This window comes from Candidatus Palauibacter sp. (assembly GCF_965237495.1).
Classification (GTDB): domain Bacteria; phylum Gemmatimonadota; class Gemmatimonadetes; order Palauibacterales; family Palauibacteraceae; genus Palauibacter.
On the sequence record NZ_OZ250143.1, the window covers coordinates 922,902 to 946,240 of the forward strand.

The following is a 23,339-nucleotide window of genomic DNA, read 5'->3' on the forward strand; positions in this document are numbered from 1 at the left end:
GGTCTTCTGCCAGCCCGGAGGCGCGATGTTGAGGCTCCGGCCCGTTCGGAGGTCGCACCGGGCTGCGAGGACGTGCGCGTGGACCCCGCCGCCGCGCTCGTGGTGCAGGACCGCCGTCCACGCGTACCGGTCCGGCTCCAGTCCCGCCCACGCCGTCTTTTCGAACTCGTCGAGGACGGCCTCGATCTGGTCCTCGGTCGGCCGGTCCTCCGGCGCCCACGCGATCACGACGGACGTGTACCTGCGCTCGAACTCGAGCGAGTCGGCCACGGCGGCCACCATGTCCGGGTTCCCGCGGACGACTTCAACGCCCTCGCGCCTATGCCCTTCGGCGTCCCGCTCGCCGACCAGATAGTCGACCGCCGCCCGGGCCGAGCCCCGGCCGTGCGGGAGGAACTTAAGGTGCATCGTCACGATCCTCGCCCGTGCGGGCCACCGCGAGCAACGACCGCTCGAACGACATCAGGTGGGCGATCACCGAGACGGCCTCGGTCGCCGAGGCGTGCGTGTTCGCCCAGCGCGCGAGCTGGTTCAGGTTGTTGCCGATGCGCGCGATCTGACGGGTGCGCTCGCGCTCGACGGAGCGTGCAGGCGCGGTCCACGTCCGCGTCCGCGACATCGCCCGCCGCAGCAGCGCGGAGGGCGACATGCCCGCCGCAGCTGCCTTCTCTTGCCAGGCGGCATGCTCCGCCGGCGTGACGCGGGCGGCGACCATGACGGTGCGGCGCTCAGCCAAGAGAGCACCGGCGGCGGGGTTCCGGAGGCGGCGCACCGCGCCCGCCTACCGCCGCGGCAGCGGCGTGACGAGCGGGGGGTTCTAAGGGGGGCGCAGCGTCCCCTTGGCAGGCCGCAGTGTTCAACACTGCGTAGGCTGGCTTACGCGCCTTTGACGCGGTCCAACGGCTCGTCCTCGGCCGCTGCGAGAGCGCCGACTCAACGAACCGGGTCGGCCTGTGCCGCCGGCCGACGAGCCCTTGGGATCTCGGGCGCGGCCTCGTCGCACGCTCCGGTCCGGGCACCCTCGAACCGGCTCTCGGCGATCCGCTCGCGGATCCACTCGTCCACCTCCGCCTCGACCCAGCCCACGGCGCGCGCGCCAAGCGAGACCGGCCTGGGGAAACGCCCCTCGGCGAGCCGCACATAGATCGTGCTCCGCGACAGGCCCGTGCGGCCCTGCACCTCCGGCAGCCGCAGGAAGCGGGTCGGTGTGTTCGTTCTCTCTTCCATCGGGTTCTCGGTCATCGTCCTGCTCCTCCTGGCTGCTCGTCCCCTGCGGCATCGGCCTCCGGTGTCGCGGGCGCGGGGGCGGGTCCCGCGCACCGAGGGACGCCCGGCCATGCTCCGAGATGAACGCGAGCACCCGGTCCGCCGTCCTGAGCGACGGCGAGCGGCCCCGTTCGATCTGGCGCATCAGGTTCGGGTCTCCCAGCGCCTTCATGCCGAACGTCGTCGGGCTCAGGCGGGTGCGTTCGAGGAACGCGGTCACCCGGAAAATGAACTGCTCTTCCAGCGTCATCATGCCCGAACGCTGGAAGGCCGTTCACGGGGCCGTCAACCTTAGGAAATCTCCTAAGTGTCCGTAGTTGTCCGTAGTTGTCCCACGTGTCCCGGAGCCGTCGACGGCCGGCGCCAGCGGCGCGGTGAGACGCCTCCCTCGGCCGCTGGGCGGGTGCTCCGTCAAGAGACATGGGCATCGCTTCGGAGAGGCCGGTCCGGGCTCGGCTGCTTGCCGGGGATGGCACGACCGTCGCTGCGCCGCGGAGCGGGGGAGGTGGTGATGATCGTCGCCTACGGAGGGGTGCTGCTACCCGACCGACTCGCTCCATGCCTGCAAGACTTCGTCACGGGGCGTCAGGAGGTCGGATCGCTGACGCGCCGAAGGACCTGACTCCTTGGAACGTGGGCGAGGCAGGCCTCCGCGACCTCCGCGGGGACGCCGGATGCGGCCAACCGCCTGCGCCACTCCATCTTCCGGACGGGGCGGTGCGATCCCGGCGGGGAGCCTGGCCAGCCCTCCGCGGTTGGGTCCGCCGCGGCGGTTCATGGAACGACAACCCGAGGAACCTCCGCTCCGCCAACCGGAGCAGGAACACCCGCAACCGGCACCACCGCACCGGGTCCGGCCACCGGCTCAGCGTGGGGCATGCCGAGGGCTACACACGATCGGCAGCGAGTGCCCCCCGGCGATCACCGTCCACCTCGAGGGTAGGCCGAACTCACATGCTGCTTGTGACGTTGATGGTCTGGGAGGTGGAGGCGGTCTGTCCGGCGGTGTCCTGGACGTTGAGGGTGACCTCCCAGCTCCCGGCCGAGGAGAACGTGTGGGTCGGGTTGACGCCGCTGGCCGAGGAGCGGATCCCCTCGACGAAACTCCACGTGTAGCCCGCGATCCCGACATCGTCGCTCGAGCCGGAGGCGTCGAACGTGCAGGTCAGGTTTTTGCAGCTGTAGGTGAAGCTCGCCGTGGGCGGAGCGTCGCTCACGATGACGCTCTCGCTGGCGGTGCCGGTCTGGCCATTGGTGTCGGTCACCGTAAGCGTGACGGCGTAGGTCCCGTCTTCGTCGAACGTGCGGGAGGCGGAACTCGCCGCGCCGGAGCCGATCGAGGTTCCGTCCACCGCGAAGGCGTAGTCGGTGATCCCGTTGTCGTCGGTCGAGTTCGAGCCGTCGAACGTGCAGTCCCTGCCCGTGCAGGTCACGTCCAGGATCGCCGTCGGCGGGCCGTCCGAGACGACGGTGACGCTCCGGCTGGCCGTGTCCGTCTGGTCGGCCGAGTCGGCCACGGCGAGCGACACCGAGTACGTCCCGGCGCTGGCGAACGTGTGGCCCACCGACTCGGAGGTCCCGCTGGCGACCTGCGTGCCGTCCACGGCGAACGCGTAGCTCACGATCCCGTTGTCGTCGCTCGAGCCCGAGCCGTCGAACGTGCACGCCAGCTCCTCGCAACTCACCGACAGGCTCGCCACCGGCGCATCGTCGGGCTCGGCGAAGACGAGCGTGTCGGTCAGGGACCCGGTCTGACCCAGCTTGTCCGCCACCGAGAGCGTGACGCACCACGTCCCGTAGCCGAACGTGCGCTTGAACGTCGAGCCCGTGGCCGTCGCGGTGCTCCGCACCCCCTCCAGGACGCTCCACGAGTAGCTCGCGATCCCCACGTCGTCGGTCGAGCCCGAGCCATCGAACGTGCACGCCCGGTTCTCGTCGCAACTCGTCGTGAAGCTCGCCACCGGCGGGTCATCGCTCACCACCACCGCCTCGCTGTCCGAGTCCGTCTGCGCCGGGTCGGCCGTGTCTTCGACCGTCAGCCGCACCGTGAACGTCCCGTTCCGCGGGAACGTGTGCTCGAAGCTGCTCGCCGACCCGGATCCGACCTGCACCCCATCGACCGCCCAGGCGTAGCTCGTGATCCGGTCGTCGTCGGTCGAGGCCGAGCCGTCGAACGTGCAGTCCCTGCCCGTGCAGGTCACGTCCAGGATCGCCGTCGGCGGAGCGTCCACATCCACCCGCACCGGCGCCGAGCAGTTGTCCGTCGTGTCCGACTCGCCCGTGACCGCGTCCACGCACGCCCCGTAGTAGTAGGTGCCCGACGTGGCCGGGGCCCTGAGCGAGATCGACTCAGCGCTCGTGCCGCCGGCCGCCAGCGCGCCCACTTGGTCGGTCCCCACCGCCGTGTCCGAGGAGCCGATCGTGGCGTCCGCCGACAGGTAGTAGCGCAGCGTCGTCGCCGCGGAGGGCCCGTCGCCCGCGTTCGTGACCGTCGCCGAGAGCGTGAACGAGGCCCCCGTCTCCGGCGTCCGGTCGCTCACGTCGGCGTCCCCACCTCCAGGTCCGGTGGCGGATCCTCGACATCCACCCGCACCGCCGCCGAGCAGTTGTCCGTTGTGTCCGACTCGCGCGCGACCGCGTCCACGCACGCCCCGTAGTAGTAGGTGCCCGACGTGGCCGGGGCCCTGAGCGAGATCGACTCAGCGCTCGTGCCGCCGGCCGCCAGCGCGCCCACTTGGTCGGTCCCCACCGCCGTGTCCGAGGAGCCGATCGTGGCGTCCGCCGACAGGTAGTAGCGCAGCGTCGTCGCCGCGGAGGGCCCGTCGCCCGCGTTCGTGACCGTCGCCGAGAGCGTGAACGAGGCCCCCGTCTCCGGCGTCCGGTCGCTCACCGTCGGCGCCCCCACCTCCAGGTCCGGACGCGCCTGCGGAGGAGGTGGCGGATCCTCGACATCCACCCGCACCGCCGCCGAGCAGTTGTCCGTCGTGTCCGACTCGCCCGCGACCGCGTCCACGCACGCCCCGTAGTAGTACGTGCCCGACGTGGAGGGGGCCGTGAGCGAGATCGACTCGGCGCTCGTGCCGCCGGCCGCCAGCCCGCCCACTTGGTCGGTCCCCACCGCCGTGTCCGAGGAGCCGATCGTGGCGTCCGCCGACCGGTAGTAGCGCAGCGTCGTCGCCGCGGAGGGCCCGTCGCCCGCGTTCGTGACCGTCGTCGAGAGCGTGAACGAGGCCCCCGTCTCCGGCGTCCGGTCGCTCACCGTCGGCGCCCCCACCTCCAGGTCCGGACGCGCCTGCGGAGGAGGTGGCGGATCCTCGACATCCACCCGCACCGCCGCCGAGCAGTTGTCCGTCGTGTCCGACTCGCCCGCGACCGCGTCCACGCACGCCCCGTAGTAGTACGTGCCCGACGTGGAGGGGGCCGTGAGCGAGATCGACTCGGCGCTCGTGCCGCCGGCCGCCAGCCCGCCCACTTGGTCGGTCCCCACCGCCGTGTCCGAGGAGCCGATCGTGGCGTCCGCCGACCGGTAGTAGCGCAGCGTCGTCGCCGCGGAGGGCCCGTCGCCCGCGTTCGTGACCGTCGTCGAGAGCGTGAACGAGGCCCCCGTCTCCGGCGTCCGGTCGCTCACCGTCGGCACCCCCACCTCCAGGTCCGGACGCGCCTGCGGAGGTGGCGGATCCTCGACATCCACCCGCACCGCCGCCGAGCAGTTGTCCGTCGTGTCCGACTCGTTCGCCACCGCGTCCACGCACGCCCCGTAGTAGTACGTGCCGGACGTGGAGGGGGCCGTAACCGAGATCGACTCGGCGCTCGTAGCGCCCGCCGCGAGCCCGCCCACCGCGCCGGTCTCCGCCTCCTCCTCGTCCGAGCGGCTGATCGTCGCGTCCGCCGAACGGTAGTAACGCAGCGTGGTGGCCCCCGACGCCCCGGCGCCCGCGTTCGTGACCGTCGCCGACAGCGTGAACGTGGCACCCGTCTCCGGCGTCCGGTCGCTCACCGTCGGCGCCCCCACCTCCAGGTCCGGACGCGTCGCCGGAGGTGGCGGTGGATCCGCGGGCACCGTCACCGAGAGTGTCGAGTCGGACGTCTGAGACGGGACCGCCGTGTCCGACACCCGGAGCCCCACGTTGTACGTCCCCGCGCTCGCGAACGTGTACGCCAGCGTGTCCGCCGTCACCGTCCCCACCGAGTCCCCGTCCACCGTCCACGCGTACGTCGCGATCCCATCGTCATCGGTCGAGCTCGAACCGTCGAACACGCACGCCAGCGAGTCGCACGACACCGTGAGCCCCGCCGCCGGCGGAAGGTCTTCCACCACGACGTCCCGGCTCAGCGTGTCCGCCTGGCTCGCGGAGTCCGTCACGATCAGGCGCACGGCGTAGGTACCGTCCGACGCGAACCGGTGGAACAGCGTGTCCGCCGTCCCCACGGAGTTCCCCTCCACCGTCCACGCGTACGTCTCGATCCTCACGCCGTCCGTCGATCCCGACCCGTCGAACGTGCACGCCCGGCCCGCGCACGAGTCCGTGAACGCCGCCACCGGCACCCCGTCCGTCTCCTCCTCGTCCGCCAACCACGAACTGTCGCTCGTGATGTGAAGCACACGCGTCGTGTCCGCCGTACGTCCCGAGATCCTCCCCGACACCGTCAACCGCACCCGGTACTCGCCCAACCCCGGGAACTCGTGCCGGTAGCGGCTGCCCCGCAACGACCCCACGCTGTTGCCGTCCACATGCCACACGTAACGGCCGATCCCCACGGGCGCCGATGACCCCGACGCATCGAACTCGCAGCTATGATCCGTCCCGCACCGTCCCGATAGATCGAAGTCCGCCACCACGTCGCCCGCGGCCACGAACCCGCGCTTCCACGCCTCCTGCGGCGGATCCGCACCGTCCCGTACCCGCAGCGACACAAACAACGCACCCTCCCGCGAAAACGTGAGCGTAAAGCTGCTCTGCTCAGGACCCCCGGCCACAGAATCGCCCTGCACGTACCACGTGTAGTCCACAATCCCGCCGTCGTCCGTCGAGGCCGAACCGTCCAGAATGCACACGAGCCCCTCGCAACTCGACGTGTAACTCGCCGTGGGCGGATCATCCCGAACGCTCACAGGATGCGTCGCGGAATCCGTATGCCCGGCGGAGTCGGCCACCGTAAGCTTGACCACATGGTTTCCTCCCTGCGGAAAGACATGTCGCCGACTGCTCGCCAACGGACCTGCGGCGACTGAATCGTCGTCCACATACCAGGTGTAGTTCTTTATGCTGTGGTCGTCGGAAGACCCGTTCCGTTCAGCGTGCAGATGAGCCCCTCGCAGTCGTCGATGGTCAACTGGGCGGTTGGCGGGTCATCGATGATCTCTCTCTTGACTCGGGCATAGTCCCACCAGCCGCTCGGGTCCTCCACCGAGAGCGAAAAAGTGACCGTAGTATCCGCCGCATGCTCCCAGTGCACTTTGTGGCGGAGAGTGGCCGAGGACCCGGACGCCACCCACGCATCGTCTACGTACCACGTATAGCTCACGATGCGCTGATTGTCCGTGGAACCGGACCCGTCCAGAGTGCAGTCAAACTCGTTGGACTCGTCGCAGCTCACCACGAGATGCGCCTGCGGCGGCATGCTGTCGGTGGGCGGCGGCACGATGGACGGCGGGCTCCGCACCGTGTCGGGAATCGTGGGCAGGGCCGGACGCTCCAGGACGGAACTGTCGGCGGACGCCTTTCCGTAGAGGTTCGCGAACCACAGTCGGCGGATGTCGTCCTTCGGCCACCTGGCGTTTGCCATCTGGTTCTGCCACATGGGGTGGAAGGAGTGGATACCCAGATCCGGCACGTCGTGCGTGTCAAAATAGCCCGCCCCGCCCGTGATGCCCGAGTCGACCGCTCCCTCCAGACACCAGATCAGATGGTCGATCCCGTTCGGGTGCGTCGTCACAGTGTCCGTCGCCGTGGCCCACGTCACCTCGCACTTACTCATCACCGTCAGTACGTCGCTCTCATCGAGGTCGAGCGAATCGTGCGCTTCGTTGATTGGGTCGATGAGATCGTGAAAGAAAGCGGTGATTTCTCCATGATAGAGACTGCCATCTTGGTCGGCACTTGTGAAGTGAGTGTATGTCAAGGTCTGCTGTCGGCGGTCGAGGCCTCTATTGTTTTCGTAATCCTCTTCGGTATGGTAGTGGTATTGGTAGGTTTCGCCGTCGTACTCAGGTTCCGTGCGCATGGCGTGATAATCCGCCCAGCCTTCGTTATACGCACACCCCATCTCGAAAGGCAGGAACGCTCGGTGGCCTGCACAAGTGCGATAGTAGGCGAGGCCGCCCAAGGTCGTGTGGTGGAGGTGATGGCCGTACTCGTGCGCGAAGACAAAGGAGCCCCACGGACCCCACAGGCACGCGAAGCCGCCGCCCCGTCCCTCGAGGACGACAATCGTACGTTCGCGGTCGAGATACCAGCACACATTGGCCGTGTTTGGGGATATCGCGCGCTGCGGGTTCAACTCAAACGTTACGGCTTGATCGGCGGACCGAAAGAGATCCTGGGATTTGGCGATCATACGCTTGGCCGTGATCCACGTCTTGGCCGCCGCGCTCGGGATGGTGATCTCCGTGACGTGCCCGCAAGCATTGCCGGCGAGAATAAACTCCAAATCATCGTCGCTGTCGATGATGAGGTCACCGTCCATCATCGAGAATGAGGCCTTGCCTGCATACCCGGGCGTACGAAGCAGGGGACACGGCACGGAAATGTCCCCGTGCTGGCCGGTAAGGCCGCTGTGCGAGAAGCTGGAGCCGTTGGCGCCGGTGACCGAGAGCGACAGCGAATAAGGGAGCGCTGGGACGGGCTTCAGTTTCGTCGAGTCGTAGTCATAATACTGGACCTGGAAGCAGACGTCGCCGCCCGCGCAGTCCGCCGTGTTGCCTGCGGCGGTCGCTGAGGTGATCGAGTTCGCGAGACTCTGGGTCCCGGTGGACGCGTCGGATCCTCGTGAGCCGGGACGCGTGCCGAAGCGCCGGAACGGACCGGGCTGAGGCACAAAGCCGGCGGGTATGACGCTGGGGTCGAAGTCGCGAAGGGTCCTGCCGCCCTCACCGTCGACCAGAACCCAGAGGTACTCGTGGGTCGTTCGCGTGACGCGAGTCGTCGCATCCGATGGCTGGAATTCGGCGGCGGTCGCGCGGGCGTGGATCCGGTAGATACCGGCCACGGGGAACACGAGGACCGTCGTCTGGGTGGCGGTCGCCCCCGCGGCCAATGCCTGGCGCGAGTGCAGCCTGGTGGGCAGTTCGACCCCAAAACCGGTCTTGTAGGTGCGATCCCAGCCGGAACGCTTCGCAACCTCCACCTCCGGGAGCGTGACGCGAAGATCCGCGCTTGAGGTCTCGAATCTCGCCGTGTAGGTGACCTCGAGGTCCACCGGCAGGCCCGGCTTGAACGATGTGCCGGCGTCGATCGCGATATCGAACCAGCCCCGGGCGGCCATGTTGCCCGTCGTGGATCCGCCCGCGGAGGACAAACGACCGGGCGGGCGCGTGGACCGCGTGGAGGAGGCCGCAGCCTCCGGCCGGGTGGGAACCCCGGTGACGCCGTCAGAATCGTCCGAGCACGCCGCCACCGCGGCCAGGACAGCCGCGATGGCGAGAATGGCCAGGGCGGAGCGTGGGAAGACGGCTGGAGATGACGGAGACTTGGTTGGCATGTGCTTGATCGGTTTCTCGGTTACGCGCGACGGCGTGCCGGGTCACCCGGCACGGTCGAACTCTGTTTTCGGGGGCGACGGGTTGAGCTCAGGGTTGTGGCATCCTGGTGGCGCGTTGATCCCGGAGTGGGAGTGGATCAACCTCCGCGCTTAGAATCAGGCCGAGGGAAGTCCCGGACTAGGAGCCTGCGCCGTAGAAGCCGATGGTGCGGCGCGTGCCGGATGGTTATGGTGATGCCGGGCTGTGACCGGTTCACGTTCGGCGCGGGGAGGTGGCGATGGGGACGAGGTCCCTACCGTACGATCCGGAGAGGATGAGGACGAGGTTCCGGCCGTACGATCCGGACCAGCAGCTGCTGCTGCCGCAGGATCTTCGGGAGTGGGTACCGGCGGGGCACTTGGCGCATCATGTGAGCGATCTGGTGGACGCGGCGGACCTGTCGCCGTTCTACGCGCGGTACGAAGGGGATGGGCGGCGTCGGAGCCCGTACGATCCTCGGATGATGGTGAAGGTGCTGGTGTACGGGTACGCGACGGGGGTGTTCTCGTCGAGGAAGCTGGCGCGGCGTCTGGAGGAGGACGTGGCGCTCAGGATGCTGGCGGCGGGGAACTTTCCGGCGCACCGGACGTTGTGCGAGTTCCGGAAGAAGAACCTGAAGGCGTTCGGGGCGTTGTTCGCGGAGGTGGTGCGCCTGGCGCGGGAACTGGGGCTGGCGGGGCTGGGCCGGGTGGCGGTGGACGGGACGAAGGTTCGCGCGAACGCGAGCAAGCGGAAGGCGATGAGCTATGGGCGGATGGAGCCGGAAGAGGCCCGCCTGGAGGCGGAGATCGCGGATCTTCTGGCGGCGGCCGAGGCGATCGACGCGGAGGAGGACGAGCGCCACGGGGAGGACGTTCGGGGCGACGAGTTGCCCGAGGAGTTGAAGCGCCGGGAGGACCGTCTGGCGGCGATCCGGGCGGCGAAGGCTCGCCTGGAGGCGGAGGCCCGGGAGCGGGACGACGCGCGGGGCCGGAAGCCGGAGTGGGACCGCAACCCGAAGGGGGGGCCGCCGTACAAGCATGCGTACGGGGAGCCGGAGGCGAAGGATCAGACGAACTTCACGGATCCGGAGAGCCGGATCATGCGGACGAGCACGGAAGGCTACCAGCAGTGCTACAACGCGCAGGCGGTGGTGGACGGGGAGAGCCAACTGGTGGTGGGGACGGCGGTGACGGCGGGCGCGAGCGACCAGGGGCAGTTGGTGGAACGGGTGGACGAGGTGTCCGGGCGGTGCGGGGAGACGCCCGGCCAGGTGCTGGCCGACGCGGGCTACTGTAACGAGGAGGATCTGGCGGCTCTGGAGGCGCGGGGGATCGACGGCTACGTAGCGCTGGGCCGGGAGGGCAAGGGGGCCGGCAAGCCCGACCCGGAGAAGCAGCCGGCGAGGGCGCGCATGGCGAAGAAGCTGGCGGCTCCGGAGGGCCGGGCGGTGTACGCCAAGCGCAAGTGGATCGCGGAGGCGCCCATGGGCTGGGTCAAGGAGGCGATGGGGTTCCGGAGGTTCAGCCTCCGGGGTTTGGAGAAGGTGCGCGGCGAGTGGGACCTCGTGTGCCTGGCGCTCAACATGAGGCGCCTCCACGTCCTTCAGGCAGCGTGAGGGGCCGAAAATCCGTGTCAAGCGTCCCCCGGGGCACAAAAAGAGGTCCGCGGCCCCGCCCGAACGCCGCCCGCCGGGCCGTCTCCCCGCCTACAACGCGTTCCCGTCCGGAAAACGACCGACACTTCGGCTCGCGAGACCCCGCGGGCGGCATCCGATGGCTTCCGCCGCGCTCCTGCGGCGCAGGCTCCTAGGCTCGAAATCGATGAATTGTGTTCTGAAAGTGATGACACTTGTTCGATAATCGATGATCCAGTGTCGTCCCGCGCTCCGGCTCGGGCGCAGAGACGGGTCGCCGGACGGGACCGGGCGGGTCGGGGCACGCCGTTCGGCCGCGCTCACGTTCGGATCGGAGGTGTCCTTGCGGCGAGTGCCGACGAGCGGTTCGCAATTTAGACCGCTATCGTGTTCTTGTGGTTAGCGTGAGAGTCGTGGCAGCGTGCTTGGCTTGGTTGCCCGCACGGGAGAGGGTGCCAACTCGGCGGGCGGCGCGGGCCGGGTTGCTCTAAGCATCCCGTGTAACAATCCCGCAACGGAGTGAACTTCGGGGCCACGTTGGGGTTTCATAGTTTCTGCCCGTGCCGGCGTGAAGCTGGCCCAATGGAGGAGAACCGATATGGGACGACTCGCCCTTCTGCTTCTGCTCGCGCCGAGTCTGTCGTGCGGCGAAGGCGAGCCGAGCGGTCCGCCGCCCCCGGCAGCTCCGCCGCCGCCACCCCCGCCGGTCGCCACGTCGATGCAGGTGGTCCCGGAGACGCTGACGCTGAACGCGCTCGGCCTGAAGGGGACGTTCAGCGCACGCGTGCGCGACCAGCACAGCCGCCCCATGACCGGCCTGTCCCTGAGCTGGCGTTCGAGCGCGCCCTCCATCGCCACGGTGGACAGGGCCGGGCGGGTCACCGCCGTCGACAACGGAAAGGCGACCATCAGCGCCTCGGCCGGTAGCGCGACCGGGGAGGCGGGGGTCACCGTTCTGCAAGAGGCGGCCACCCTTGAACTCTTCAGACCCGACACCGTCCGGGCATACGGCGACACAGCGCGCGTGGCCGCGAGCGCGGCCGACGTGAACGGTCATCCCATGGCCCCGCGCCTGTTGACATGGACATCGAGCGACGCCGGGGTCGTCACGGTGGACAGCACGGGGCTGGCGACGGCCACGGGCAACGGGACGGCGAGCGTGTCGGCAGCCTCGGGTCCGGTCGAGGTGAGCGTGGACGTGACGGTGAACGACCCCGAGGGGCCGTGGAAGAGCGACCGCGAGGCGCTGATGATCCTATTCGACAACGGTCGCAGCCACGTGTGGCCGAGGAAGGAGAACTGGGGCACGGAGGCGCCTCTCTCCACATGGGCCGGGGTGTCGACCGACGAGGACGGCCGCGTCACGGCGCTTGCGCTGCCGGGTAACAGGGTGTGGGCAAACATCCCGCCGGAGTTCGGCAGGCTCGACCGGCTCGAGACGCTCGATCTGTCGAACAACGATGTCCACGGTGCCATCCCCCCTGAACTCGGGGACCTCGAGCGGCTGAGGGTGCTGAATCTGTCGCGAAACCCGATCCGCGCCCCGATTCCCCCGGAACTCGGACAACTCGCGAGCCTGGAGATTCTCGATCTGGGGCGCAGCGGGAGACTGGACGGCCCGATCCCGGCCGAACTCGGCAACTTGGCCAAGCTCGAGGTCCTCCGATTGGACGCAACCTTCGTGCATGGCCCGATCCCGCCCGAACTCGGCGGGCTAACCGCCCTGAGGACGCTACGCCTGGACGACAACCATTTGCTTGATGGCCCGATCCCGGCCGAGCTCGGCAATCTCGAGAACCTCGAGGTTCTCCGGCTCGACTGGACCGGGCTCTCCGGAGGCATCCCGCCCGAACTCGGCAGGCTCGTCAAGCTGGACACGTTGAACCTGCGCAACAGCGGGGCTGCGGGAGACGTCCCGTCCGAACTCGGCAACCTCACCAACCTGAGGTTCCTAGGGCTTGGCGATCGTTCGCGCGTGTATCCCATCCCCCGACGTGACGACCCCAGGGGGCGCATAGGGGGCGTGGCGGAGGTCCTGTTGATGCTGGCCGAGAGAGGCGTCAGACTCGAGGAGTTGGACATCCACCGCAGTACGGACGGCTCGATCCCGCCGGAGATCGGCAACTTCACGCAGCTCAAGAGGCTCGTGTGGACATGGAGCGATTTGACCGGCCCGATCCCGCCCGAACTCGGCAACCTCACGAACCTCTCCGAACTGGTTCTGTCCGACAGCCACCTTACGGGGCCCCTCCCGCCGGAACTCGGCAATCTCGCGCAGCTAAGAAGGTTGACTCTTCGTGACAACGATCTGAGCGGTCCTCTGCCGGTGGAGCTAACGCGGCTGACGGCGCTCGAGATCCTGACGATCAACCGCACAGACCTCTGTGTGCCCAAGGAGGCCGTGTTCGACGTGTGGCTTGCTAAGATCGAGAGCTTCGGAGGCGCACGGTGTCCCGATCCGCCGCAGTGAGCCTCCAGCGACACCCGCATCCGCAGCGTGCGCTGTCCGAGTTCGCCACAATGAGCCGGACACGTCGGAGGGACGAGCGCGCGACCCGGTCATGGCCGCCACTGGGAACTCTGTGCCTGATTTGGCATCACGTTAGGTCGCCCGCTGCCCACGTCCGCCGGCAGTAAGCCGCAAGGTGTCGGGGTAGGGTCAGGGGGTCGGCATCGGATCCGTAGGTGACCCGGGGTGCTGGGCGGGTCCCGTTCGGTCCGGCCCGTTCAGCAGCGGCTCCAAGAAATCGGAGGCGAACGTGGCGAGCAGGGATCGCCGAGGCGTTCGAAGCAGTTCCTTGAGCTTGAGTCCCGGCCATTTCTTCGACTTGGCGTGGAGGGTCGGGCGCGTGAATCCCAAGCGCGGACCCGCGACCTTCCAACTGAGCCCCGAGCTGCGCAACTGATGCGCCCTCAGGATCACGAGTGCACCGAGGAACCCGCTCAGCGTGGCTTCGGAGTCGGTGTTCTTCCGGAACGACTGTGAAAGCGTCACCGGCGAGCGGCGGAGCACTTCGGCCAGTTCTTTCACGTTTCGCACCGGCCGGTCGGTGGCAGCACGGAGGCTGTGTGCGAGGGCGGAGCGAAGTGCAGGCGGCAACGTCGATCCCTCAATCTCCCCGGCGAAGGCGAACAGCGCGGCATTCTTGAACTGCACTTCGACCCGGGATCGGAGTTCGGTCTGGACATCGTCGAACCAGACAACATCCGACACGCCGCTCTCTCCGAGCCACTCAGCCACGTCAGGCGCAGGGTCCGTGACGAAGATCACGGGCGCCCACGGTACTTGGCGTTTGATGGCCCGCGCGAGGTCGAGACGCCCTGGGGGAATCGGAGAGCGGCAGCCCAGGACCACGCACTCGACCTGAGGGTCTCCGGCGGCAAACCGACCTGATCCGTGCATGACATGCGCCGCGCCGCCAATGGCGTCCGCGATGAGCGCGGCGTCGCGCGAGGTATCAGCCACAACCCGGATCATCCCGACCTCCTCCCAAGCCCCCCTGGTGCTGCTGATGGTGGAGTTACCCCGAGGTTGGTGGAGGTAGGAACAAAAGGTGTGTAAAAAGGGAGGCGACGTACCTTTCAGCTGACCAATCACAGCGGATCCGGGGGCAAACCCGGAGAAAGGACGTCGCCTCATGGGCAACGATACGCGGGAGAGATTCGACGGGCCAGCGTGGGAGACGCTGGAGGTGTGGGTGCGGGAGCAGGCGCGGGACATGATCCAGGCGGCGCTGGAGGAGGAGGTGACGGAGCTCTTGGGCCGGGTGAAGTCTGAGCGGCGTGCGGCGGTGGACGCGCCGCCGGGCTACCGGAACGGGTACGGGAAGCCGAGGCGTCTGGCCATGAGTTCGGGGACGATCGAGGTGCGGCGGCCTCGGGTCAGGGGCTTGGAGGAGCGGTTCGAGAGCCGGGTGCTGCCTCTGTTCGCGCGCCGGACGCGGGAGGTGGGGGACTTGATCCCGGAGCTGTACCTGCACGGGCTGGCCGAGGGCGACTTCGAGCTGGCGCTCAGGGGGCTGTTGGGCGAGGGGGCGCCGCTGTCGAAGTCCTCGGTGAGGCGGCTCAGGGCGAAGTGGACGGCGGAGCACGAGGCGTGGAGCCGGCGGCCGCTGGGGGACCGGGAGCTGGTGTACGCGTGGGCGGACGGGATCTACGTGAAGGCGGGGCTGGAGCGGGACAAGGCGGCTCTGCTGGTCGTCATCGGCGCGATGAGCGACGGGACGAAGGAGGTGCTGGCGGTCACGCCGGGCTACCGCGAGTCGACGGCGTCGTGGGCGGCGGTGCTGAGGGATCTGAAGGCTCGGGGGCTCGGGACGCCGAAGCTTCTGGTGGCCGACGGGAACCTGGGGATCTGGGGCGCGGCGCGGGAGGTGTGGCCGGAGACCGCCGAGCAGCGGTGCTGGAACCACAAGACGGCCAACGTGCTGGACCGGCTGCCGAAAAGGGAGCAGGCGGTGGCCAGGGAGATGCTGCGCGCGGCGGCGTACGCGCCCTCGCGGGCGGCGGCGAAGGAGGCGCGCAAGGCGTTCAGGGCCCGCTATGCGGATACGCAGCCCGACGCCGTGTCCGTGCTCGAGGACGATTGGGAGCGCATGACCGCCTTCTACGACTTCCCCGAGAAGCACTGGCGGCACCTGCGGACGACCAACGTGGTGGAGAGCCCGTTCGCCTCGGTCCGGCTGCGTACGACGGCCGCGAAACGCTTCAAGCGGGTCGACAACGCCACGGCGCTCATCTGGCGGCTGCTGATCGTGGCCGAGAAGAGGTTCAGAAAGCTCAACGCTCCCCACTTGCTGCGGGACGTGTACGAAGGGAGGAGGTTCGAGGACGGAAAGCCCGTCCCCGAAGGTCAGAAGAGGATCGCCGCCTAATGACGTTTACACACCTATTGTCCCGACCTCTCACACGGTGACGATCAGAGTATCCCAGTACATGTCAACCCGGATCCTGCGATCGTGGGCGCGGGGCTCGTCCGGGAGGGCGGCCGTAGCCGGGCCGTGGAGGCCTTGACGATAGTGAGATCATAGTTTCGGACTATGGAAAAGCACCGCCCGGGGCCCTACGTTCAGAGGGACTGAACAAGAGTTCACCCCGGAACGGAGGACACCCGAATGGTGCGTGGAAACGACTATACCGGACCGCGCCCGCACGTGCAAGGATCGGCGGCCGCGCTGAGGGTCCGCGGGGGCGGCGGGCGGATCACCGACGCGGGCGGCCTCGTCGTGGTTCGGAAGCTGTGGGACGCGCTGGGGCTGGGCGGCTGGATCGACCGGCGGAGCGGGAACGTCCCCGGCCGCTACCGGCCATCGCTCATGGTCGAGTCGTGGGTGGTGCTGCTCCTGTACGGCGGCGGGGTGATGGACGACCTGCCGCTTCTGGAGCGGCGGGGCGTGCGCCGCATCTTCGGCTGGGCGCGGGTGCCGCACCCGGCCACGTTCGGGCGCTGGTTGCGGGGTTCGGCGGCCGTGCTGTCGCCGCTTCTGGACGAGCTGTTGTGGCGGATGGTGCGGCGGCGCTGGGAGCTGGCCGGCGGGGCGCCGCGGTCGGCGACGATCGTCATGGACTCGACCGTCGTGGTGCGCTACGGGCTGAAGCAGGCCGGGGCGGAGCGGGGCTACAACCCGAAGAAGCGGGGCCGCCCCTCGCACCACCCCCTTCTGGCCTACGTCCTGGAGACGGGCGACTGCCTCGGGGTGCGCTGGCGGCCGGGGGGCGCGCACACGGCCCGGGGGGCGGAGGCGTGGCTGGCCGGGCTGGTGGCCCGCCTGAGGGGGGCGGGGGTGCGGCGGATCACCGTGCGGCTGGACAAGGGGTTCTTCTCCAAGTCCATCGCGCGGCGCATGGAGGAGCTCGGCGTGTCCTATCTGCTCAAGGTGCCGCGGCACGCCTGGCTCGACGGCTTCCGGGGCGCCTGGGAGACCGCCGCCCGGGACGAGGCCGGGGACCGGGAGCTGAGGACGGCCTCCGGCGAGCTGTGGGGCACGCGGCTTCTCTCGGTCGAGAGGCGGAGACGGGTCGGGCCGGACGAGGGAGAACTCGATCTCGCGGCGTGGGAGACCACGATGAGCGCCGACGTTCTGACCAACATCGGGAGCATCGGCCCCGTCGAGGCGTGGCGCGCCTACAACGCGGGCGCGGTCGTCGAGCAGCGGATCGAGGAGCTGGGCCAGCTCTCGGCCGGCCGCACCGCGGTGGACGACCTCGGCGGCAACGCCCTGCTCTGGAGCCTCGCCGTGCTCGCCTACCAACTCCTCCACATCCTGCGCGCGAACTTCCTCGGCGGTCGCTGGCGCGCCGTGCAGCCGCGCGGCATCCGGCTGCGCCTGCTGCGCGCCCCCGCCAGGATCACCTCCCACGCTCGCCGAACCTCGCTCGGGTTCGCGCGCGCCGACCCGGCCCTCGGTCTCCTGCGGCGGAGCCTCCGGACCATCGAGCGGGGTCTCCCGCCGCCCGCCCCCGCCTGACCGGTCCCAACCCCGGCCTTCCGAAGGCGCCGCGCGGCGGCGCCCACTCCCCGTGTCTCCGCGAGCCGTTCGGGACCCCTCCCGAGCCCCGCCGGCCCTCCGCCGAGGCCCGGTCCGGCCCCGAAAACGCCACCGCCCGCGCCAAGTCGCCACAACCGCCGGTCATAATCGCCCTCAGGCCGCCCGACTATGCGCCAACGCAGGATCCGGGGTCAAAGTTCGGGTTGAACCGTAATCGCCTGACAGTTACCCCCAGAAAGAAGCCCAAGCGCCGAAAGAAGTCAATGAAGAGGAGCACTCCAGTCTTCAGAAATCCTGGGCCAGCTCCCGCATACGGCGCTTCGTTGCCTCGTCCGGGAGGCGGCCGAAGGCGGCCCCGATGTTCTCAGCCATGTGCTCCGGGTTCGTCGTCTCGGTGAGGGCGCACGTCACGGCGGGATGCGTGAGGATGTACTTGAGTGAGAACTGTGGCCAACTTGCGCAGTCCAACTCGGAAGCCCATTCCGGCAGCGTTCGTCCGCTCACGCGCCCGAAATAGCTGCCGTTCATGAAGGGGCGGTTGATGAGGACGGCCAGCCCGAGGTCCTGCGCGAGCGGCAGGAGGCGCTCCTACGCGTTGGGCTCCATCACCGAGTAGTTGATCTGCACGAGATCAGTCTCTGCAGGATGAGTGCCGAAGTGCCCGAGTGTAATACCCGATCCGAGCGTGGCGCCAACTGTCCTACCCGGACGGAGCGAGTTCAGGCAAGCGGAGGCCTCTACTCGGTACCACGCAGAAACAGCTCGGAGAACTCCCGTGCCTCTGCAACCGACAGGTCGCTCTTGCAAGAGTTCGTCCGACTCGCACAGATGAGAGCGGAGCGCCCAGGTCTTAAGCCCCACCCCCGACCTCGCCCGCGTCATCAAGACCCGGGACTGCGGCTCGAGAAGCGAACGCCACCTACCGGGCTACGGGCCGTTCACCCCTTCAGCGCCTCCAGCACGCGCTCCGGGGAAAACGGCATGTGGCGGAGCGGCCGTCCCGTCAGGGCAGCGAAGGCGTTCGCGACCGCACCGCCCGCGAGCGGCGTACCCGCTTCGCCGAGGCCCATGGGGGGTTCGCGGGAAGAGATGAAGCGCACGTCGATTTCGGGCATGTCGGACATGCGCAGGATCGAGTAGTCGTGGTAGTTGGACTGCTCGACCCGGCCGTCCCGGACGGAGACCCGCTCGAACAGCGCACTGCTGAGTCCGGTGACGATGCCGCCTTCGATCTGCGCGCGGGCGTTGTCCGGCTGCACGATGATGCCCCCGTCGACGGCGCACCAGAAACGGTGTACGCGGATTCGGCCGCTCGTCTCGTCCACCGAGATCTCGGCCACGCCGGCCGCGAGCGATCCGCTTCGTTCCGCGAAGGCGATCCCCCGCGCGCGTCCACTCGGCGGACTCTCGCCCCAGCCGGCCATCCCGGCGGCCTCGTCGAGTACGGCCACGGCGCGCGGCGACTCCCTCATGAGCGTGCGCCGGAACCGGTAGGGGTCGATGGATTCGCCGCGGGCGACGTCGTCGATGAAGGCCTCGATGGCGAACTTGTTGGGGCCGTGACCGACGGCCCGCCAGTGCTTGGTGCGCACGCCGTGACGGATCCCGCGGCTCTCGATCCGCTGATTCGGGATGTCGTAGTACGGAATCCGGATCCCCGATGACAACAGGCCGCCGCCGTCGCCCACCACGCAGTGTGTCCACGCGGTGAGGTCGCCATCGGCATCCACGCCGCCGGTCATGCGCTGCAGGCTCTGCGGACGGAACGCCCCGTACTGCACGTCGTCTTCGCGGGTCCAGATCAACTTCACCGGGCGCCGGACGGCCCTGGACAGGTGCACGGCCTCGACGACGTAGTCCGACATCGAGCGTCGCCCGAATCCGCCGCCCAGGTAGCAGGGGTGAAAGGTCACCTGCTCCACGGGCACGCCGAGGGTGCTCGCGACCGCGGACCGGGCCCCGTCCGCGGCCTGCGTCCCGGCCCAGACCTCCGCGCCGTCACCGGCTTCGTTGACCGCGGCGACCGCGTTGAGCGGCTCCATCTGGGCGTGGTAGGCGTAGTCGTTGTAGAAGTCGGCTTCGTAGCGGCGGGCCGCGCGCTCCATCGCTGCTGCGGCGTCTCCGCTCTCGGAGATCGTGCGCCCCGGGGCGCCGTTCGGGCCGGCGATCTCCGCATAGCTCGCCAGTGCCGGCACGCTGTCGAACCCTTCGGCGGCCGCGCCTCCGGCCCACTCGATGTTCATTACGTCGCGCGCGCCGAACACCGCTTCGACCGTCTCGCCGATCACGCCGACGCCGTAGTCCAGCGTCACGGTGCCGACGACGCCCGGCTGCGCCCGGACCTCGGCTTCGTTGAACGACGCCGGACGCGCCTCGTGGACGGGGGAGCGGACGATCATCCCGTACAGCATCCCCGGCACCCGCACGTCCATCCCGTAGCGGGCGCTGCCATCGGTCTTGGCCGGGATGTCGTGCCGCGGCACCGAGTGGCCGATGAGCCGGAAGTCGTCGGGAGACTTGAGTTCCGCCTCCCCGACTTCGGGCAGTTCGGACGGCACCCGGGCGAAGGCCGCGACCTCGCCGTACGAGATGCGGCGGCCGCTGGAGGCGTGCACCACCACGCCGGGCTCGGTCGTCAGCTCACCGGCGGGCACGTCCCACTCGCGGGCGACGTTGTCCAGCAGCACGCGCCGTATCCGCGCTCCGGCCAGCCGCAGGTTCGTGAAGTACCCGCGCACCGCCATGCTGCCGACCGTCATCATCGTCCCGCCGGACCCGCGCCCGCCCCAGCTGCGTCCGTAGACGGTGGGCTCGACCGGCGAATGCTCGATGCGGACGCGGTCCCAGTCCGCGTCCATCTCTTCGGCGATGATCACGGGCAGGGCCGTCATGGAGCCCTGACCCATCTCCGCCGCCGGGTTGTAGATGAGGACCTGTCCGTCGGTCGCGATCCTGACCCAGGCGCCGAAGGCGTGTTCCGCCGCGGGCCGTCCGTCCGTCGCGGGCAAGCCGTCCGCCTCGCGGCCGTCCACCGGGCCCCGGAGCGTGACGCCGGCCGGACCGAACACGAGCACGAAGGAGAGGCCTCCGCCGGTGTGCTTGAGGAACGTCCTTCTGGACTGGGTCGCCTCGCGGGACTCGCGGGGCTCGCGGGACGAGAAGTCGGCGCGCGCGTTCATCCGGACCTCCCTGCGGCCGCGGCGGCCGTTTCATCGGAAGCGCGCTGGATCGCGCGGATGATCCGGCCATAGGTGCCGCAGCGACAGAGGACGCCGTCCATGTGGGTGACGATCTCCTCCCGGCTCGGCGACGGGTTTTCGGCCAGCAGGCTCGCGGCCTGCATGAGCTGGCCGGACTGGCAGTAGCCGCACTGAGGCACCTGCTCGTCGACCCAGGCCTGCTGCAGCGCGTGGGACCGGTCCGGAGAGAGCCCTTCGATGGTGGTGACGTCCCTCCCCGCGACCCGCGACAGCCGCAGGCGGCACGAACGCACGGCCTCGCCGTCCAGGTGGACCGTGCACGCCCCGCAGGCGCCGCGCCCGCAGCCGAACTTGGTCCCCGTCATTTCGAGGCGTTCCCGCAGGACCCAGAGGAGCAGCGCATCCTCGGGAGCGTCGCTGGAGACGGCCTCCCCGTTGAGGTTGAAGGTCGTTGCCATGGGCCGCTCCGGGTTGGTCATGGGAGGTCGATTGAACTGCCTCAAAACGTACGGCGCATGGGGTGACGCGACCACGGCGGGTTCGGCCGGACCCCGTCACTGCCGCCGCGCGGCGATTTCCCGGATTACGTCGTCAGCGACCTTGGACACTTCTTCCGGGACGCGCATCGGGCGCCCCGCAAGTTTCCGGAGGGCGGCCAGGAGGGGAAGGAGCGAATCGGATGGCTCCACGGCCTCGGCCAGCACGTCGGCGAAACGGTCCGGTGTGGCCCCGTCGGCAATCAGTCCGACCGTATCCCAAACGAACTTATGGATCATCGTTCCGTTGCCGGGATCCAGTCCCCCGCAAATTCCCCTGAAGGCGTCAAGAGCCGCCGGTTCGTCGCCTTGGAGGACCAATGCCTTTGTTCTGATTCCCATCGCACGCCATCCGATGAGAATCCCATGTCGGTCAACGAGGTCGCCGAAGCGTCGGACGAGAGAATCACAGGTATCGAGAGCCTCCGGGGCACGGCCCAGCTGGTTTTGGGCCATCCCCTTGATCTCCAGAGCGAGCGCAACCTCCCGCTGAACCTCAACGTGACCTGCGGCCCCGTAGCGGCTCACTGATTCGTCGCACGTCGAAATCGCGATCTCTTCCTCACCGCGTAACATCGCCGAGCCCGCCTTCTTCGCGAAGGCGCTGGCCACTTGCACCTGGACATCCGGAAAGTCATCGTCGGCAAAGCCCTCAATGAGGTGATCCCAAGTGGCAAGTGCCGCGTCCATTTCATCCGGAGCCAGCGCGGAGCCCTTGTTGAGAAGTGACATTGCCACGCACACTCGGAGCCCGGGCACGGCGGCTTCTCCAAAGCGCCGAACGCACTCGTCCCAGGCGCCGATGGCCGCCTCGGGCTGGTCAAGGCGACCATGCAGGAACCCCTTGTTGAGTAGCGCCATGCCCACGCCCACGTCGATGTCCGGTCTGTCCGATTGCCCGTAACGTTTCACCACTTCACCGAAACCGGCCAGCGCCGCCGTTGGCTCGCCCATGCTCTGTGTCGCCAACGCCTTGTTGAAGAAAGCCATGGCGACTGAGACCTGACATTCCCGGACGGACTCGAAATGGCGGATCACCGCTTCGCTGTACTCGATCGAAAGCGCGTGTTCGCCTGCTAGTCCGAGCTCCGAGCCGACATCCAACAATCCCGCGGCCACCCGAGCCTTCGCCTCCGCATCGGCGCCGCTTCCATGACGCTCAAGAAGTCTGTGATATGTAGCGTCCGCCATGCCGGGGGCGATCTCGCCGATGTCGACATCTTCCCGCGCCGCCGGAAGGAATGCGTCCCACAACGAGGGCACCCTCTCCAAATCGGCCATGAGGGCCCCGAACATCGGGGCCAGCTCCTTCCGAGCATAGAACGCCACCATGAAGCGAATCAGTCCCCGCACTACGGCCACCTCGTCGCGCTGCCGCCTCAGCTTGTAGTAGATGCAGTAGAGCGGCTCGCTGGCGGCATACCGCCGACTCCTGCCGCTCCCTTCGACCGTGACCGCGCCGCGCCCGACCAGGCGGCCGAGCAAGGCCGAAGTCTTCCGCACGTCCAGCCGAGCCCTGTCGGAGACCTCGCGCGTACTAGATGCCTGCCAGAGGTCCGCCACCGCCAGGTAAACGCGACGTTCGGTCTTCGGGAGCGCGTCCAGGTGTCCGCGGAAGTACTCGGTATGATCGTCGATCAAAGTCACCAACTCGTCCATCATCTGCGGCAGGGATCGATGCCGGGCAAACTCGGCGACGATCACCAGAAGACGCGGGCTGCCTCCGGTCAGGATCTCCAGCGCTCTCATTTCCCGCTCGTCCCTCGAATCGCCGCTGACCATTCGCCACAGACGCCGACATTCGTCGGTATTCAGCGGGCGCAGCTTGAGGATCCGGAAGAGCTCGAAGAACGGTTCCTTGGCGTCGTCCAGCCCCTCGAAGCGACTGGTCGCCGTGCCGAGCAACATGATCTCGGGATCCGTCTGCAGGGATTGGCGAAGCTGCCACCCGAAGTTTGCATCCACATCCTCGGTCAGTCCCTGCAGGTTCTCCACCATCAGCACCAGCTTCGTGCCCAACCTTTCGGACGCACCCAACAAGGCAACGCGGGCACGGTCAGCGATCCCGCTGTCTCGCCAATCCCGTACCAGAGCGGCGTGCGTTTCCTCAAGCTCCCGCGAAAGTTCGGGATGGCGTACGACGCACTCTTTCGCCAGGTAGGAGACGGCTTCCAGCCAGAAGTCTCCGATGGTGAAGACTTCCAGACTCTCCTCCATGAAGCGGACGGGTACGAGAGCCTGCCGCAACGTCGGGTCGGTACGCAGTTCGGCCGCGACACGGGCCAGCAGCATCGTCTTGCCGCGGCCGCGGGGAGCAACGACCAGGGTGTGCTGGCACGATGGCGCGTCGATATTGCCGCGGAGTACCTCCAGCACGGCTTCCAGCTCCCGACTCCGGACGACGAACTGATCCATCACTTCCTGGTCGGACTGGAAGACGCCCGGGTTGAACTTGCGGATGGTCCGCTGAAGGGCTTCGGCCATGGGAGTCAT

13 protein-coding genes and 3 pseudogenes are annotated in these 23,339 nt (G+C 68.6%); 4 read left to right on the plus strand and 12 right to left on the minus strand.

The annotated features are described in order from the left end of the window. Positions 1–18: 18 nt before the first annotated feature. The 7 genes and pseudogenes from ACPXY0_RS03835 to ACPXY0_RS03865 all read right to left on the minus strand — a co-directional run. A pseudogene (locus tag ACPXY0_RS03835) lies at positions 19–408 on the minus strand (relaxase/mobilization nuclease domain-containing protein); the annotation flags it as partial. Continuing rightward, positions 398–736, minus strand: coding sequence for a MobC family plasmid mobilization relaxosome protein (locus tag ACPXY0_RS03840; protein ID WP_423928646.1), 339 nt, complete (start codon positions 734–736; stop codon positions 398–400). The pseudogene ACPXY0_RS03835 and the gene ACPXY0_RS03840, both read right to left, overlap by 11 nt. A 290-nt stretch (positions 737–1,026) precedes the next feature. Further along, positions 1,027–1,227 (minus strand): annotated as a pseudogene (locus ACPXY0_RS03845) (helix-turn-helix transcriptional regulator); the annotation flags it as partial. Between the two features lie 989 nt (positions 1,228–2,216). Further along, positions 2,217–3,806, minus strand: a complete 1,590-nt coding sequence (locus tag ACPXY0_RS03850; protein ID WP_423928648.1) for a PKD domain-containing protein — start codon at positions 3,804–3,806, stop codon at positions 2,217–2,219. Next, positions 3,803–6,436, minus strand: a complete 2,634-nt coding sequence (locus tag ACPXY0_RS03855) for a CARDB domain-containing protein (RefSeq protein WP_423930557.1) — start codon at positions 6,434–6,436, stop codon at positions 3,803–3,805. The genes ACPXY0_RS03850 and ACPXY0_RS03855 overlap by 4 nt, the downstream gene beginning before the upstream one ends. Before the next feature lie 3 nt (positions 6,437–6,439). Beyond that, positions 6,440–6,511, minus strand: a pseudogene (locus tag ACPXY0_RS03860) (hypothetical protein); the annotation flags it as partial. 17 nt (positions 6,512–6,528) lie between these two features. Continuing rightward, complete coding sequence (locus ACPXY0_RS03865) at positions 6,529–8,751, minus strand: hypothetical protein (protein WP_423928650.1); 2,223 nt, start codon at positions 8,749–8,751, stop codon at positions 6,529–6,531. A 530-nt stretch (positions 8,752–9,281) separates the two neighbouring features. On the opposite strand from ACPXY0_RS03865, the gene ACPXY0_RS03870 reads away from it, so the two are divergent. Further along, entirely contained in the window at positions 9,282–10,604 is a 1,323-nt protein-coding gene (locus ACPXY0_RS03870; RefSeq protein WP_423928652.1) for an IS1182 family transposase, read from the plus strand. Positions 10,605–11,220: 616 nt separating this feature from the next. Further along, complete coding sequence (locus ACPXY0_RS03875; protein WP_423928654.1) at positions 11,221–13,092, plus strand: leucine-rich repeat domain-containing protein; 1,872 nt, start codon at positions 11,221–11,223, stop codon at positions 13,090–13,092. A 189-nt stretch (positions 13,093–13,281) separates the two neighbouring features. Here the strand turns inward: ACPXY0_RS03875 and ACPXY0_RS03880 are convergent, their stop codons facing one another. Beyond that, entirely contained in the window at positions 13,282–14,220 is a 939-nt protein-coding gene (locus ACPXY0_RS03880; RefSeq protein ID WP_423928656.1) for a hypothetical protein, read from the minus strand. A gap of 40 nt (positions 14,221–14,260) precedes the next feature. On the opposite strand from ACPXY0_RS03880, the gene ACPXY0_RS03885 reads away from it, so the two are divergent. Continuing rightward, positions 14,261–15,496 (plus strand): IS256 family transposase, encoded by a 1,236-nt coding sequence (locus tag ACPXY0_RS03885; protein ID WP_423925885.1) that lies wholly within the window; start codon positions 14,261–14,263, stop codon positions 15,494–15,496. 240 nt (positions 15,497–15,736) lie between these two features. Continuing rightward, positions 15,737–17,089, plus strand: a complete 1,353-nt coding sequence (locus ACPXY0_RS03890) for an IS1380 family transposase (protein ID WP_423924653.1) — start codon at positions 15,737–15,739, stop codon at positions 17,087–17,089. 306 nt (positions 17,090–17,395) lie between these two features. On the opposite strand, the gene ACPXY0_RS03895 is transcribed toward ACPXY0_RS03890, so the two are convergent. The 4 genes from ACPXY0_RS03895 to ACPXY0_RS03910 all read right to left on the minus strand — a co-directional run bounded on the left by ACPXY0_RS03895 (position 17,396) and on the right by ACPXY0_RS03910 (position 23,330). Then, positions 17,396–17,638: an aldo/keto reductase gene (locus ACPXY0_RS03895; RefSeq protein WP_423928658.1), complete on the minus strand. Its 243-nt coding sequence runs from the start codon at positions 17,636–17,638 to the stop codon at positions 17,396–17,398. A gap of 410 nt (positions 17,639–18,048) precedes the next feature. Then, the gene (locus ACPXY0_RS03900; protein ID WP_423928660.1) at positions 18,049–20,289 is read right to left on the minus strand and encodes a molybdopterin cofactor-binding domain-containing protein; all 2,241 of its coding nucleotides are present in this window, start codon (positions 20,287–20,289) and stop codon (positions 18,049–18,051) included. Next, positions 20,286–20,768, minus strand: coding sequence for a (2Fe-2S)-binding protein (locus ACPXY0_RS03905; protein WP_423928662.1), 483 nt, complete (start codon positions 20,766–20,768; stop codon positions 20,286–20,288). The genes ACPXY0_RS03900 and ACPXY0_RS03905 overlap by 4 nt, the downstream gene beginning before the upstream one ends. 96 nt (positions 20,769–20,864) lie before the next feature. Next, a complete protein-coding gene (locus ACPXY0_RS03910) occupies positions 20,865–23,330 on the minus strand; it encodes a hypothetical protein (protein WP_423928664.1) in 2,466 nt (821 codons plus the stop codon). Positions 23,331–23,339 lie beyond the last annotated feature (9 nt).

Bases quoted from the DNA above. Each gene is read 5' to 3' on its own strand.
- ACPXY0_RS03890 (WP_423924653.1), top strand. From the start codon at position 15,737: ATGGTGCGTGGAAACGACTATACCGGACCGCGCCCGCACGTGCAAGGA.
- ACPXY0_RS03895 (WP_423928658.1), bottom strand. From the start codon at position 17,638: ATGAACGGCAGCTATTTCGGGCGCGTGAGCGGACGAACGCTGCCGGAA.
- ACPXY0_RS03900 (WP_423928660.1), bottom strand. From the start codon at position 20,289: ATGAACGCGCGCGCCGACTTCTCGTCCCGCGAGCCCCGCGAGTCCCGC.
- ACPXY0_RS03905 (WP_423928662.1), bottom strand. From the start codon at position 20,768: ATGGCAACGACCTTCAACCTCAACGGGGAGGCCGTCTCCAGCGACGCT.
- ACPXY0_RS03865 (WP_423928650.1), bottom strand. From the start codon at position 8,751: ATGGCCGCCCGGGGCTGGTTCGATATCGCGATCGACGCCGGCACATCG.
- ACPXY0_RS03875 (WP_423928654.1), top strand. From the start codon at position 11,221: ATGGGACGACTCGCCCTTCTGCTTCTGCTCGCGCCGAGTCTGTCGTGC.
- ACPXY0_RS03870 (WP_423928652.1), top strand. From the start codon at position 9,282: ATGAGGACGAGGTTCCGGCCGTACGATCCGGACCAGCAGCTGCTGCTG.
- ACPXY0_RS03910 (WP_423928664.1), bottom strand. From the start codon at position 23,330: ATGGCCGAAGCCCTTCAGCGGACCATCCGCAAGTTCAACCCGGGCGTC.
- ACPXY0_RS03885 (WP_423925885.1), top strand. From the start codon at position 14,261: ATGGGCAACGATACGCGGGAGAGATTCGACGGGCCAGCGTGGGAGACG.